Origin of the sequence: Microcystis sp. M061S2 (genome assembly GCF_020245605.1) — a bacterium.
Lineage (GTDB): Bacteria > Cyanobacteriota > Cyanobacteriia > Cyanobacteriales > Microcystaceae > Microcystis.
The window spans coordinates 20,106-33,558 of the sequence record NZ_JADBUP010000083.1; the positions used below are offsets into that span (position 1 = coordinate 20,106).

12 protein-coding genes are annotated in these 13,453 nt (G+C 44.5%); 9 read left to right on the forward strand and 3 right to left on the reverse strand.

Going from position 1 to position 13,453, the window contains the following annotated elements; all coding sequences use genetic code 11:
• Window positions 1–24: 24 nt before the first annotated feature.
• Window positions 25–630, reverse strand: coding sequence for a vWA domain-containing protein (locus IM475_RS14760; protein ID WP_002791192.1), 606 nt, complete (start codon window positions 628–630; stop codon window positions 25–27).
• 195 nt (window positions 631–825) lie between these two features.
• Between IM475_RS14760 and IM475_RS14765 the strand changes: the two genes are divergently transcribed.
• The 8 genes from IM475_RS14765 (at window position 826) to IM475_RS14800 (ending at window position 8,795) form a co-directional block, all read left to right on the forward strand.
• Window positions 826–1,158 carry a TMEM165/GDT1 family protein gene (locus tag IM475_RS14765; RefSeq protein ID WP_287728056.1) on the forward strand — a complete coding sequence of 111 codons (333 nt, stop codon included), beginning with the start codon at window positions 826–828 and terminating at the stop codon, window positions 1,156–1,158.
• A gap of 72 nt (window positions 1,159–1,230) precedes the next feature.
• Window positions 1,231–1,506: a TMEM165/GDT1 family protein gene (locus IM475_RS14770; protein WP_002732425.1), complete on the forward strand. Its 276-nt coding sequence runs from the start codon at window positions 1,231–1,233 to the stop codon at window positions 1,504–1,506.
• A 431-nt stretch (window positions 1,507–1,937) separates the two neighbouring features.
• Window positions 1,938–3,254 (forward strand): urea ABC transporter substrate-binding protein, encoded by a 1,317-nt coding sequence (gene urtA, locus IM475_RS14775; protein WP_123230619.1) that lies wholly within the window; start codon window positions 1,938–1,940, stop codon window positions 3,252–3,254.
• 94 nt (window positions 3,255–3,348) lie between these two features.
• Complete coding sequence (locus IM475_RS14780; protein WP_287728057.1) at window positions 3,349–4,509, forward strand: ABC transporter permease subunit; 1,161 nt, start codon at window positions 3,349–3,351, stop codon at window positions 4,507–4,509.
• Between the two features lie 3 nt (window positions 4,510–4,512).
• Window positions 4,513–5,667 carry an urea ABC transporter permease subunit UrtC gene (gene urtC, locus IM475_RS14785; protein WP_287728058.1) on the forward strand — a complete coding sequence of 385 codons (1,155 nt, stop codon included), beginning with the start codon at window positions 4,513–4,515 and terminating at the stop codon, window positions 5,665–5,667.
• A 149-nt stretch (window positions 5,668–5,816) separates the two neighbouring features.
• Window positions 5,817–6,563: an urea ABC transporter ATP-binding protein UrtD gene (urtD, locus tag IM475_RS14790; RefSeq protein WP_287728059.1), complete on the forward strand. Its 747-nt coding sequence runs from the start codon at window positions 5,817–5,819 to the stop codon at window positions 6,561–6,563.
• 38 nt (window positions 6,564–6,601) lie between these two features.
• Window positions 6,602–7,300 (forward strand): urea ABC transporter ATP-binding subunit UrtE, encoded by a 699-nt coding sequence (gene urtE / locus IM475_RS14795; protein WP_287728060.1) that lies wholly within the window; start codon window positions 6,602–6,604, stop codon window positions 7,298–7,300.
• 271 nt (window positions 7,301–7,571) lie between these two features.
• Window positions 7,572–8,795, forward strand: coding sequence for a BaiN/RdsA family NAD(P)/FAD-dependent oxidoreductase (locus IM475_RS14800; protein ID WP_287728061.1), 1,224 nt, complete (start codon window positions 7,572–7,574; stop codon window positions 8,793–8,795).
• A gap of 85 nt (window positions 8,796–8,880) precedes the next feature.
• Here IM475_RS14800 and pckA read toward each other — a convergent pair whose 3' ends face one another.
• Window positions 8,881–10,560, reverse strand: a complete 1,680-nt coding sequence (pckA, locus tag IM475_RS14805) for a phosphoenolpyruvate carboxykinase (ATP) (RefSeq protein WP_287728062.1) — start codon at window positions 10,558–10,560, stop codon at window positions 8,881–8,883.
• 636 nt (window positions 10,561–11,196) lie between these two features.
• Here pckA and IM475_RS14810 point away from each other — a divergent pair.
• Entirely contained in the window at window positions 11,197–12,573 is a 1,377-nt protein-coding gene (locus tag IM475_RS14810) for a cobyrinic acid a,c-diamide synthase CobB (RefSeq protein ID WP_287728063.1), read from the forward strand.
• Window positions 12,574–12,895: 322 nt separating this feature from the next.
• Here IM475_RS14810 and IM475_RS14815 read toward each other — a convergent pair whose 3' ends face one another.
• Window positions 12,896–13,282 carry a hypothetical protein gene (locus IM475_RS14815; protein WP_353737455.1) on the reverse strand — a complete coding sequence of 129 codons (387 nt, stop codon included), beginning with the start codon at window positions 13,280–13,282 and terminating at the stop codon, window positions 12,896–12,898.
• Window positions 13,283–13,453: the final 171 nt, after the last annotated feature.

Consider the following 13,453-nt stretch of genomic DNA (forward strand, 5'->3'; position numbering starts at 1 on the left):
ATATCACCCCTACTCTGGTAGAAATTAATCGGTAACGGCGTTGAGAAGAACTTCCGCTAGGGTCATATCTTCCATATCATCGATAGTAATTGTGTCAACGATATCGAATTTAGCCCCCGCCGATTCTAGCTGATCGTCTAAAGCTTTGAGAAATTCTGTCGCTTGTCGATCATGGCCTACTTGAATCAGAGAAATGGCTAATTCTTCATCCCGATCGAGTTTTCGAGAAGCTTCGATAATTTGACGCATCACCGCTTTGCGATCATCTGGTTCTCCGTCGGTAATCACCAGAATAGTTTCTCCGTTGGGTTTAGTTTTGCCAGCAGTTTTGCGCTGAAAATAATTATCGAGGGCATCTTGAAGCACAGCTGCCAGGTCTGTCCTCCCCATGGGTTCATTTTCTTGATAAATTTGTGTCACCTTATCGGAAGTAACATTATCATAGCGTCGGAAACGTCCGGAAAAAAGATAGATAGTGATGCCGTCGGGATCGAATTCCTCGCACTTTCTAGCCAAGGCGAGGGTGGATTCTTGGGCAATTTGCCAACGGGTTTTCTCGCTGGGTTTATCAGCAGTGGACATACTGCCACTTTTGTCAATAATCAGAGTATAATCTCTGTTTTCTACCATAGGGGCTATACCTCCAAGCAATTTGCGCTCGTCCTAGTCTAATAATTATTAAACTCTAGGATGGAAACTCTACCTCGATCGACTAGGGTTTTTTAACTATTGGGGGAAGGAGACAGCGTAATCAACAGCAGAAACTATCGCCAGAAAACCAGTCGGGCTAAAATGAAAAAAGTATGAAAATTATTTCCTTAGCCGATGAGTGATAGCAAATCGATCGCCTCAACCGAGAAAAAGCCAGATAATCCACCTTCTTGGAGTTTTTGGACGGTGTTTAGTTCCACCTTCCTGACGATATTTTTTGCTGAAATCGGCGATAAAACCCAATTAGCCACCCTTCTCATCAGCGCCGAATCCCGATCCCCCTGGGTGGTTTTTGCCGGGGCAGCCAGCGCTTTAATCGCTACCAGTCTCCTCGGTGTCCTGATTGGTTATTGGATTGCGCGTCGTCTTTCCCCCAAAACTTTAGATATCGGTGTCGCTATCCTTCTACTTTTGATCACTGGTTTACTGATCGGCGATATTCTCTAAGCAATCAGTGATCAGTGTGACTGTTTACTGTTTACTGTTCACTGAAAAAAGCTTCCCATCTCCCTAAAATTTATGAATTGGCAATTATTCGGACTGACATTTATCACGGTTTTTTTGGCAGAAATCGGCGATAAAAGTCAATTAGTAGCGATCGCTCTCGGTGGCAGTTCCAAATCACCCAAAGCTGTCTTTTTTGGCTCAATTACCGCCTTAATCTGCACCAGTTTCTTAGGAGTCCTGGCGGGGGGCAGTATGGCGCAGTTATTCCCCGCTAAGATATTAAAAGCGATAGCGGCCATTGGTTTTGCGCTGCTTGCTGTCCGGCTGCTTTGGCCAGATTCGGATTGATAATTGGGTTGGCTGAATATTACTGGAAACCTTACTAAATAACGGTTTTGGCACTTTTTCCAAGCACGCGAGGCCATTCTGTTATTATGACACTAAATCCGGTTATTAAAGACTGATTATCTATTCCCTCTTTTTCCTTTTGCCTCTTGCCTTTTGCCTATCCTCATAACTAGCCTATACTCAACAGATTTAGTATGACTCCCTCCTGATAGCTAAAAAACTGAGGCAAATTCCAGAAAAATAATTAATTTTTCCTGAAAAAGTAGCTAAAACTACAAAAAATATCCAAAAAGTAGCGAAAATCACAAAAAATCTGCTAACCTAGCCGTAATATCACACAGATATTTGTAGAAAGATTCCCGAAAATCTCCTCAGCAAAAACATCCGTGTGAAGTAGCTAATATTGTCAGCGAGGTTAGTTCAAGATCATCATGTCAAATTTAGGACGACGTAAATTTCTCCTGTACGGTTCTGCCGCTTTGGGAACCAGTATTCTGTTAAAAGCTTGTGGTGGCAATCAAAGCCAAACCCCCACGGCTAGTCCTAGTCCGGCTGCTAGTCCCGCCCCAGCCTCTGGAGAGACGATTAAGGTGGGTATTCTGCACTCCCTCAGTGGCACCATGGCCATCAGTGAGACCAGCGTGGTTGATGCGGAAAAACTGGCGATCGAGGAAATCAATGCCGCCGGCGGTGTTCTTGGTAAACAGATCGAGGCAGTGGTGGAAGATGGCGCTTCCGATTGGCCAACTTTTGCCGAAAAAGCCACCAAACTGATCGATCAGGACAAAGTTGTGACTGTCTTCGGTTGTTGGACTTCCGCCAGTCGTAAGGCGGTTTTACCCGTGTTTGAAGCCAAAAACCATATGCTCTGGTATCCTGTCCAGTACGAGGGTCAAGAGTGTTCTAGAAATATCTTCTACACTGGGGCTGCCCCCAACCAACAGATCGAGCCGGCAGTGACTTGGTTGCTGGAAAATAAAGGGAAAAAATTCTTCCTCGTCGGTTCCGACTACGTTTTTCCCCGCACCGCCAACACGATTATTAAAGAGCAGTTAAAGGCGAAAGGCGGCGAAACCGTGGGCGAAGACTACCTACCCCTAGGTAACACGGAAGTTACCCCGATTATCACCAAAATTAAGCAAGCTTTACCCGATGGTGGCGTTATTTTCAACACCCTCAACGGTGACAGTAACGTGGCTTTCTTTAAACAACTGCAAGCGGCCGGTTTAACTCCCGATAAATATCCGGTCATGTCGGTGAGTGTTGCTGAGGAAGAAGTTAAACAAATCGGTAAGGAATATCTCCTCGGTCAGTACGCTTGTTGGAACTATTTCCAAACCGTAGATACCCCCGCTAACAAGAAATTTGTTGCGGCTTTTCGAGCTAAATATGGTGAGGATCGCGTGACCAATGACCCGATGGAGGCGGCCTACATCATGGTCTATCTCTGGAAGCAAGCGGTGGAACAAGCGGCAACCGCCGATGATCTCGACAAAGTTCGCGCCGCGGCCGTAGGACAAAAATTCGATGCTCCCGAAGGACCGGTGGAAATGTTCCCCAATCATCATATCTCCAAAACCGTCCGCATTGGTCAGGTGAGAGATGATGGTCTATTTGACATCGTTTGGTCAACTCCGGGGGTAGTGGATCCGCAACCTTGGAACCAATTTGTCCCCGAAACTAAGGGCTTTGCCTGTGACTGGACGGATCCGGCCAAGGGCGGTAAATTCAAAATGGAAAAATCCTAGTTTTAGGAATTTTTCCAGACAGTAACGAGAGTGAGGTGGGCATTACTGTTCACCCCACTTTTTAAAGCTTAAAAATGCACAGGAACAACGAAAAGTGTCAGCATTATTGGAAGGATTGTTTAATGGTATTAGCATCGGTTCTGTGCTATTGCTGGCCGCTTTAGGACTAGCGATTGTCTTTGGACTGATGGGGGTAATTAATCTCGCTCACGGTGAGTTAATGATGTTAGGGGCCTACAGTACTTTTGTGGTGCAGAATATCTTTAAAGGTTTCGGTTCTCCCCTCTTTGATACTTATGTTTTATTCGCCCTACCGATCGCTTTTTTAGTGTCGGGATTGGCGGGATTATTATTAGAAAGGGGGGTGATTAGGTTCCTCTATGGCAGACCCCTAGAAACGCTGCTGGCCACTTGGGGAGTTAGCTTAATTCTGCAGCAATTTGTCAGAAGTGTCAACGGCTTATTAGTAATTAGTTTAATAGTTTTCTGTCTGTTATTTTTTGGGGCGATGACGGTGTTAAGTCGTCGCCTAGATTGGGAGAGAATTCGCAATTTAGCTATTGGTATCACCCTGCCTTTATCCCTAGCTATCGCTGGATTATTAGGCTATCTTTTATCTTTTAATCCGGTTCTCGCTCGACCCTGGTTTAGTGCCAGAAACGTCGATGTCACGGCTCCTGCTTGGTTACGGGGAGGTTTACCTTTACCCGGTTTTCAAATGCCCTACACCCGTCTATTTATTATCATTTTAACTGCCCTTTGTTTGTTAGGGACTTATTGGTTTTTAAATAAATCTTCTTGGGGTTTACGCATTCGTGCCGTCACCCAAAATCGCCAGATGAGTGCCTGTTTAGGCATTCCGACAAATCAAGTGGATGCTTTGACTTTTGCCCTCGGTTCGGGATTAGCTGGAGTTGCCGGTTGTGCGATTAGTTTTTTGGGTTCCGTCGGTCCAAACGTGGGACAAAATTATATCGTTGATACCTTCATGGTAGTGGTGGTGGGGGGAGTGGGTAATCTCCTGGGAACTATTATCGCAGCCATGGCCATCGGTGTGGCTAATTATTTAATTGGTTCGGGAACTTTTGCCCTGATCTTTGGTTCCGTAGAAGCACTAAAACCCCTAACGGATTTCTTCACCTTTTTCTCCACCACTAGCATGGCAAAAGTGATGATTTTTGCTTTAATTATTGCTTTCTTGCAATTCAAACCTGCGGGAATTTTTCCTCCTAAAGGACGTACTGCCGAGTTATAGATTATGATTACCGAAACCATCACTAGAAACGAATCCCGACAACGGGAAAAGAAAAAGTTAATCACGGAAATCGCTGTTATTGTTGGTTTAGTGGTCATCTTTGCGGTGTTACTGCCCTTAGCTTTGTCGGCTTTCCGTTTGCGTTTATTGGGGCGATTTCTTTCCCTGGCTATTGTCGCTTTGGGGATAGATTTAATCTGGGGTTATACGGGTTTATTAAGTCTTGGTCATGGCATCTTTTTTGCCCTCGGTGGTTACGCTTTGGCCATGTACCTAAATCTTCAGTTACCACCGGGACAACTGCCCGAATTTTTTACCCTCTACGGGGTGACAGAATTACCTTTTGTTTGGCAACCTTTTTATTCCCTACCTTTGACAATTATAGCCCTAATTATCGTACCGGCGATCATGGCGGGATTATTAGGTTATTTAATCTTCCGCAATCGCATTAAAGGGGTTTATTTCTCGATTTTGACCCAAGCGGCTTTACTGGTATTTTTTAACTTTTTTAACGGCCAACAAAAGTTAATTAACGGCACTAATGGCTTAAAAACCGATACCCAAACAATTTTCGGGTTGCTGGTGGGTTCCGATGCCGTTCAAGTGGCCTTTTATTTACTCACAATTGTCTGTTTACTGGCTATTTATCTCCTCTGTCGTTGGTTAACTACCGGCAGATTTGGGCGCTTGTTAGTCGCCATTCGCGATGATGAGGTGCGTGTCCGTTTTTCCGGTTATGATCCTACTTGGTTTAAGGTGTTAGTTTTTGCCATTTCTGGGGCGATTGCTGGTGTTGCCGGCGCTCTTTATACGGTGCAAACGGGAATTATCACCCCTAACTCTATGGATGTGGCTTTTTCCATTGAAATGGTGATTTGGGTGGCTGTGGGGGGACGTGCTACCCTTGTGGGGGCAGTTATCGGTACTTTATTAGTACGCATGGCCCAAACTTTTTTAAGCGAACAATTTCCGGAAGTCTGGGTATTTTTCCAAGGGGCCCTATTCCTAATTGTGGTGACAGTGCTTCCCGATGGTCTTCTCGGTGGAATTAAACGTTTGCTGACTCATTTTGGTTTCCGCAAAACTTTAATCACCTATCCTAGTATTGAGGAAGCTCCGGAAGTGCAACTGGAAAAAGAAGAATTAGAGCATAAGTGACCTTATTCTGTTAGTATTCTCCGAGTCAGGAGTCGGTCATCAGGAGTCAGGAGATTATTTTTATTTATTCTTCCCACACCCCACACCCTGCTTCCCACTCCCCAATTCATAATTCATAATTCATAATTACCAATTCCCTCTTAGAAATTATGACTGGAAAAATCTTAGAAATCGAGAATCTTACCGTTAGTTTTGGGGGTTTTAAAGCTCTCAATAATCTTAATTTCAGTATGGATACGGGAGAATTGCGGGTGATTATCGGTCCCAATGGTGCGGGAAAAACCACTTTTTTAGATGTGATTACGGGGAAAGTGCAACCCACCATCGGACGGGTATTATTTAAAGGTCGAGATCTCCGCAAAATTCCCGAATTTGCGATCGCTCGTTTAGGTATTGGTCGCAAATTCCAAACTCCTAGGGTATATTTAAATCTAACTGTCCGAGAAAATCTCGATTTAGTTAGTAATCGCAATAAAAATGTTTTCTCGACTCTTTTCGGTCGTCCTCCCCTAGAAGATAGCAGACAAGTTATTGGTTTATTGGAAATTATCGGGTTAACTGCTAAAGCTGATTTATCCGCTTCTTTACTTTCCCACGGGGAAAAACAACGCTTAGAAATAGGACAATTAGTAGCCCAGTCACCAGATTTACTGCTAGTAGATGAACCCGTGGCAGGATTAACCGATGAAGAAACGGAAAACGTGGGTAATTTGTTATTAAATTTAGCGGAAAGTCATTCGATTATTGTCATTGAACATGATATGGAATTTGTCCGTCAAATTGCCCGCAAAGTCACGGTTTTACACCAAGGAACTGTTCTCTGTGAGGGGAATATGGAGCAAATTCAAAATGATCCGAAAGTTATTGAAGTTTATCTAGGTTCCTCGGAAGAATAAAAAGTCAAAGGATTAAAATTAGTTAAAAAGGGTTGACAATGTTACACATATCTGAACTCAATGTTTACTACGGAGAAAGTCATATTTTAAGAGATGTTGACCTTAACATTAATGCGGGAGAAATGGTCTGTTTAATCGGACGTAATGGCGTGGGTAAAACTACCCTATTAAAAACCTTGATGGGTATCTTAAAACCGCGAGCGGGAACAATTAATTATGAGCAAGAAAACCTGATTAATAAAACCTCAGATCAAAGAGCCAGATTAGGACTGGGTTATGTGCCGCAGGGTAGGGATATTATTCCCCGTTTAACGGTAAAAGAGAATTTAACTCTCGGTTTGGAAGCTTTACCCACAAAAAGAAAAAATGCCACAATTCCCGAAGAAATCTTTGATTTATTTCCCGTTTTAAAAACCATGTTATCGCGGATGGGAGGAGATTTAAGCGGTGGACAACAACAGCAATTAGCCATCGCTCGCGCCTTAGTGGGGGAACCAAAATTATTAATTTTAGATGAACCCACGGAAGGAATTCAACCGTCAATTATTCTCGAAATTGAAGCGGCGGTGCGGCGTATTGTTGCCAGCAAAGGAATTGCCGTTTTATTAGTAGAACAACACCTGCATTTTGTCCGCCAAGCTGATCGATATTACGCCATGCAGAAAGGGGGAATTGTTGCTTCCGGTTTCACAAGCGGATTAAGTCAAGAAGTCATTCAGCGATTTTTGTCGGTTTAAACTTAACTTTTTCCTTGATAAGTAGGTAGGCGTTAAAAATTATCAGACACCCCCCTTATCAAGGGGGGATTAAGGGGGGATCGACACCCCCCTTATCAAGGGGGGATTAAGGGGGAATCGGCACCCCCCTTATCAAGGGGGGATTAAGGGGGGATCGGCACCCCCCTTATCAAGGGATATCCCCCCGCCTATCGGCACCCCCCTTATCAAGGGGGGCAGGGGGGATCAAAGACAAAATCTATCTTCAATTTAATTATAACCACTTACTTATATGACTCAAATAGTCGTAATTGGTGGCGGGGCAGCGGGATTTTTTGGCGCAATTAAAGCGGCAGAATCTAACCCAAAAGCTGGCGTTACTATCCTAGAAGCGGGCAAAGAACCTTTGGCGAAAGTGCGGATTTCGGGAGGGGGACGCTGTAATGTCACCCATCATTGTTTTGACGTTTCCCAATTGGTTAATTATTATCCTCGCGGTGGCAAAGCACTACGGGGAGCTTTTAGTCGGTTTCAACCCCAAGATACTATTAAATGGTTTGAATTGCGAGGGGTAAAACTCAAAACAGAAGCGGATGGACGAATGTTTCCCAGCACCGATAATTCTGAAACTATTGTTAATTGTCTGCGGGAAAGTGCGACTTTTGCTGGGGTTGATTTAAGGCTAAATTCCCCAGTTAAATCGGTTAAAAAACAGGAAGAAAGTTTTTTAATTGAATTAAAAAAAGATGAGCAAATTAGGGCAGATAAGCTTTTAATTGCTACGGGAAGTAGTCCTTTTGGTTATCGCACCGCTCAAGATTTAGGTCATTCTCTAGTCTCTCCTGTCCCTTCTTTATTTACCTTTCAAATTACCGATCCTCGCCTGAAAGATTTGTTAGGGGTTACTGTGGATAAAGTGCGAGTTCGTCTTGGGGGAAGTAAATCAGAACAAATCGGACCTTTGTTAATTACCCATTGGGGAGTTAGTGGACCGGCTATTTTAAAACTTTCTGCTTGGGGAGCGCGGTTACTTCACGAGCATCATTACCGAATGCCTTTAATCATTAATTGGTTGGGGGATTATCCTCCTGAAAAATTGCGAGAAATTATCTTACAAACTAAAAGTGAATATCCCAAAAGAAAACTTTTTAATTATTGTCCCTTTGAGCAGTTACCTAAGCGTCTTTGGCAGAGTTTATTAAGTTACTTGACTGTTAACTCGGAAACTCCCTGGGCCGAATTATCTAAAAATACTCTCAATCGATTGATGATTGAATTACAGCAGGGGGAATATCAAATCAAAGGAAAAGGGGTGTTTAAGGAGGAATTTGTCACCTCTGGGGGAGTGAATCTTCAGGAAGTGGATTTTAAAACTATGGAAAGTAAAATCTGTCCGGGGTTATATTTTGCCGGGGAGGTACTAGATATCGATGCAGTCACGGGGGGATTTAATTTTCAAAGCGCTTGGACCACTGGTTATCTCGCCGGACAAGCCATGGGTAATAGAAGGGTGTAGGAAGCACCGGATAGGGGAGCGCCGGAGAGGAGAGAATAAATAAAAATAATCTCCTGCCTCCTGCCTCCTGCCTTCGTTGATGCTGTTATTCCCAAATTGGACCGGCTGCAATTATTTCTTGGGAGGCAGTGGTAAATTGACGGAAATTTTCCACGAAACGATGGGCCAATTCTCGCGCCTGTAGGTCGTAGGATTCGCCATCTTGCCATGCTTGTCGCGGGTCGAGGATTTTTTTGGGAACTCCCGGGACAATTTCGGGGACGAGAACTTGAAAGATGGGATGAGGATGGAAAACGACTTCCTCTAAATCGCCATTTAAAGCGGCGGAAACCATAGCGCGGGTGTGTTTGATCGAAATGCGATCGCCGACTCCGTAGGGACCGCCGGACCAACCAGTATTAATCAGATAAACGGAGGTTTCGGGGTGTTGTTCTAAACGTTCCCCTAACATTTGGGCATAGACAAGGGGTGAGAGAGGGAAGAAACATTGACCGAAACAACTGGAAAAAGTCACCTGTGGGGCGGTGATTCCCCGTTCCGTTCCCGCTAATTTGCTAGTATAACCGGAGAGGAAATGATACATCGCCTGGTTCGTGGTTAATTTGGCGATTGGTGGCAGTACCCCAAAAGCATCGGCAGTTAAGAAGATAATAGTTTTCGGGTGGGTTCCCATGCCAGATACGGCACAATTAGGGATATAACGCAGGGGATAGGCGGCGCGGGTGTTTTCGGTCAAACGTCCATCATCGTAGTCGGGAAGGCGATTATCGGGGGAAAGGATCACGTTTTCGAGAATAGTGCCAAATTGAATCGCCGCCCAGATTTGGGGTTCGTATTCGGCACTTAAACGGATGGTTTTAGCGTAACAACCGCCTTCAAAGTTAAAAATGCCGTCTTCTGACCAACCGTGTTCATCATCACCGATGAGGCTGCGTTTAGGATCGGCGGAAAGGGTGGTTTTACCCGTACCGGAGAGACCGAAAAAGAGGGCCGTATGACCGTGTTTATCAATGTTAGCGGCACCGTGCATCGGTAAAACCCCTTGTTTGGTCATCAGGTAGTTCATCATCGAGAAGACGGATTTTTTGATTTCGCCAGCGTAGCGAGTGCCACCGATGAGAACGATTTTTTTGGCCAGGTTGAGGACGATAAAGGCTTCGCTGTTCAGGTCGTCATCTTCGGGATCTCCCTGTAACCCCGGCAGGGCAATCACGGTAAAATCAGTTTGATGGGCAGCTAGTTCGACCGCACTGGGCCGGAGGAATAACTGATGGGCAAAGAGGTTATGATAGGCGATTTCGGTGACGACGCGCACGCCAAAGCGACAATTAGGATCGGACCCGACGTAACCATCGAAGATATATAGGTCTTTTCCCTGCACATAGGCGAGGACTTTTCGGTATAACTGCTGGAATTTTTCCTCGCTAATCGGGGCGTTATGCTGATTCCAGTCGATTTCCTTTTCGCTATTGGCTTCTTTGACAATGAATTTATCTTTGGGGGAACGACCGGTATATTTACCCGTTTCCACCACTAAAGCCCCATTATCGGCTAAAACGCCCTCATGATGTTCGATCGCCTGTTCGACTAATTGCGGTACGGAAAGATTGCGATAAACGCGACCGAGATTTTTCATGCCTAGGTTTTCGAGGCCGTAGGTGGGATGAATTTGATTTTCTAATTCGTAGTAGAAATTGACGTTCTCCACGCGATCGGGCAGGGGACAAGAGATACTATCATTGGTCAGCGTGTGTAGAGTCGGCATAACCCCAATTCTCCTGATAATTTAGTTGTCGGTTTAGAGCTAAGTTCCAGGTCTCTGATTAGTGCAGTTATAGAAACTAGAAAAACTCCGTTCTCTGTCCTTTTCACTCCCAGACACCTAAGGAGCTATATTGATTAGTTTATTTGACGATATTTGCCTGATTAATCTGGTCTTTTGCTGTCGGTAAAGCCAATTTTAGAGCGGTAATTCAGGCTTATTTGCGTATTTACCCGTCATCTCCCAGTCAGGGTTTTTACCTTTTCCCTCTTGCCGATCTAACTGCTTTTTCTAGATATTTTTAGTCTATCTGTACAATAGGATACGGACGATGTTTTTTTTACAAAAGTTAACAGCTAAACAAAATTGGTCCGCTAATCTAGCAGTTATCTTAATGGTGGGGTAGGAAGTCTCTGGTTTTGGGCAACGTCGGAACGCCGGAACAATAGCTGGTCGTCTAGAGATGATGCCAAAGATCATAAACGTGGTCAAATTGATTTCACCGCTAATAAAAAAAGTCGATTGACACAGGAACCAGTTAGCGGCCAAAATTGACCCTATTAGCCGTTGGCAAGCCTTAGAATTGATTGTGTAACAGGTTAATTAAGTCTAGCTCGATCTCGAAAAAAACAACTAATAATGATCATCGCAGGAGAAAGAAGCGGAGTCGGTAAAACTACGATTACTCTGGCAATCTTGGCCTATTTAATCAGTCGTGGCGATCGAGTGCAATCTTTTAAAGTCGGGCCCGATTATATCGATCCCATGTTCCATACTCATTTTACCGGTCGCCCCTGTCGCAATCTCGATCCGGTTTTAACTTCTGAAGACTATGTAAAAACCTGTTTTGCCCAACATTGTCAAAATGTCGATTATGCTCTGATCGAAGGGGTAATGGGGCTATTTGATGGTATTCAATTAAGCGAGACTCAATTTCCCGATTATGCCAGTACCGCCCATATTGCCCGTATTTTAGGGCTTCCTCTGCTGTTAGTTATCGATTGTAGTCGTTTATCTACCTCTGTCGCCGCTATTGTCCGCGGTTATCAATCTTTAGACAAAAATCTCCATCTAGCCGGAGTTATCCTCAATCGGGTTGGTAGCGATCGCCACCTGCAATTACTGCAAACCGCCCTAGAATCCATCAATATGCCGATTGTTGGGGTTTTGCGTCGTCAAGATTCCCTGACAATTCCTGATCGCCATCTAGGATTAGTTCCCAGGGATGAACTAGGAGAAATCAGGCAACTGCAAGATCAACTGGCTTCTATTGCCCAAAACTGCTTTAATTGGGACATTCTCTTGCCTTTACTGACTATTTCTCCCCAAGAGAACCCGAAAAATCCCCCAGAATCAAATAAGCTTTTTCCCCCTATCCGTATCGGTATTGCCAGAGATAAGGCTTTTAACTTTTATTATCCCGATAATCTCGATATTTTAGCCAATTTAGGCGCGGAATTAATCTTTTGGAGTCCCTTGCAAGGGGCAAATTTGCCCGAAAACCTACAAGGATTGTACTTTGGTGGCGGTTTTCCCGAAATCTTTGCCCCAGAATTAGCCGCTAACACCCCTATCTTAACTCAGGTGAGAAAAGCGATCGCCTCTGGAATGCCTACCTACGCCGAATGTGGGGGATTAATGTATTTATGTGACAAAATAGTTGATTTTGAGCAAAAAAATCATTCTATGTTGCAAATAATCCCCCAATCTGCTATAATGTCGCCGAAGTTAACCCTAGGTTATCGGCAAGCCATCGCCAAACAGGAGACGATCCTGCTCAAAGCAGGTCAACCAGTGCGCGGCCATGAATTCCATCGCTCCCAATTAAGCGGGGTGAGCGACGCACCGATTTATCAACTGCAAGCATTCCCCAAAAGTGACATCAATGCCGAAGGGTGGCAAGGTAAGAATCTGCACGCTTCCTATCTCCACCTACATTTTGGGGCTAATCTCAGCCTGCCGAAAAAATTTTTAGCTGCCGGCCTTGATTTTTTCCGCACAGCTGCGTTAAGCTAGTTGCAGATAAATTCAATAATTAATCCGTTAAGGGATACAGGAGGTGATGTCGATGGTAGAAAGTAGTAAAAGCATGGGTCTCTTAATCGACAATAGCCGGCTGTGCGCCGGGGCTGTTCTCTAGATCCCCACGTCTAAACAAGATTTAGACTAGCTGGAGTTCCTTCCGGCAGTCTGGTGTCGATTCCGATGACCCGCTACACCGCCCTTACCGAGCAATTGGTAAGGGCGGATAGTTTTTGAGGGTTTGCCGTCATCTGGGAACCCCAGAACCAGAAGTAATACCAATTTTGTCCTAAGTGAGCCTTTCTTGACTTTAACTCTACGGGCGTAAACTAACCCAGCGCCGCTTCTGGTTTGGGGACACCGTTTTAACGCCATTGACCGAGATAATATCATTGGCCAAATTCTCCGCCATCATGGGAATTAATCGGTTTATATTATTCTTATAAGCTTTTATCCAGAATTGAGAGAGTTTCTCTCTCGCCTCCTCATTGACGTAGATAGTTTTATCTGGCATAATCAATACCATTGCCACGTGACCGGAGTTTTCTGTGATGGCAAAGACAAACTGATCACGGTCGGACTTGAGACCTTCGTACCAGTAGTCTATGTGTTCTTCTAATTCGTATTCATAGAGAGCGCGTTCCATCTTGCCATCTTGTAGCAAGGCTTTACGCAGTGTATTGGCTATCTTTCTTTGTTTCATGGTCTTGTCCCTGTTTTTGTCGGCGTTAAGTTTTGCTGATTAGACATCACTCCATATTAGGAGCACTACTATAGAAATCATCAATTAACCTGACAACAACCCAGTCCAGTCGTCGTTATCAAAATCACAGAACCTTGCCCGACTCGTCTAGATGAGCCTGTTATTTGAGAT

Excerpts from the sequence above, each read along its gene's own strand:
- urtC (WP_287728058.1), top strand. The coding sequence starts at position 4,513 with ATGATTACCGAAACCATCACTAGAAACGAATCCCGACAACGGGAAAAG.
- IM475_RS14770 (WP_002732425.1), top strand. The coding sequence starts at position 1,231 with ATGAATTGGCAATTATTCGGACTGACATTTATCACGGTTTTTTTGGCA.
- IM475_RS14810 (WP_287728063.1), top strand. The coding sequence starts at position 11,197 with ATGATCATCGCAGGAGAAAGAAGCGGAGTCGGTAAAACTACGATTACT.
- IM475_RS14800 (WP_287728061.1), top strand. The coding sequence starts at position 7,572 with ATGACTCAAATAGTCGTAATTGGTGGCGGGGCAGCGGGATTTTTTGGC.
- IM475_RS14815 (WP_353737455.1), bottom strand. The coding sequence starts at position 13,282 with ATGAAACAAAGAAAGATAGCCAATACACTGCGTAAAGCCTTGCTACAA.
- IM475_RS14760 (WP_002791192.1), bottom strand. The coding sequence starts at position 630 with ATGGTAGAAAACAGAGATTATACTCTGATTATTGACAAAAGTGGCAGT.
- urtA (WP_123230619.1), top strand. The coding sequence starts at position 1,938 with ATGTCAAATTTAGGACGACGTAAATTTCTCCTGTACGGTTCTGCCGCT.
- IM475_RS14765 (WP_287728056.1), top strand. The coding sequence starts at position 826 with ATGAGTGATAGCAAATCGATCGCCTCAACCGAGAAAAAGCCAGATAAT.
- urtE (WP_287728060.1), top strand. The coding sequence starts at position 6,602 with ATGTTACACATATCTGAACTCAATGTTTACTACGGAGAAAGTCATATT.
- pckA (WP_287728062.1), bottom strand. The coding sequence starts at position 10,560 with ATGCCGACTCTACACACGCTGACCAATGATAGTATCTCTTGTCCCCTG.
- urtD (WP_287728059.1), top strand. The coding sequence starts at position 5,817 with ATGACTGGAAAAATCTTAGAAATCGAGAATCTTACCGTTAGTTTTGGG.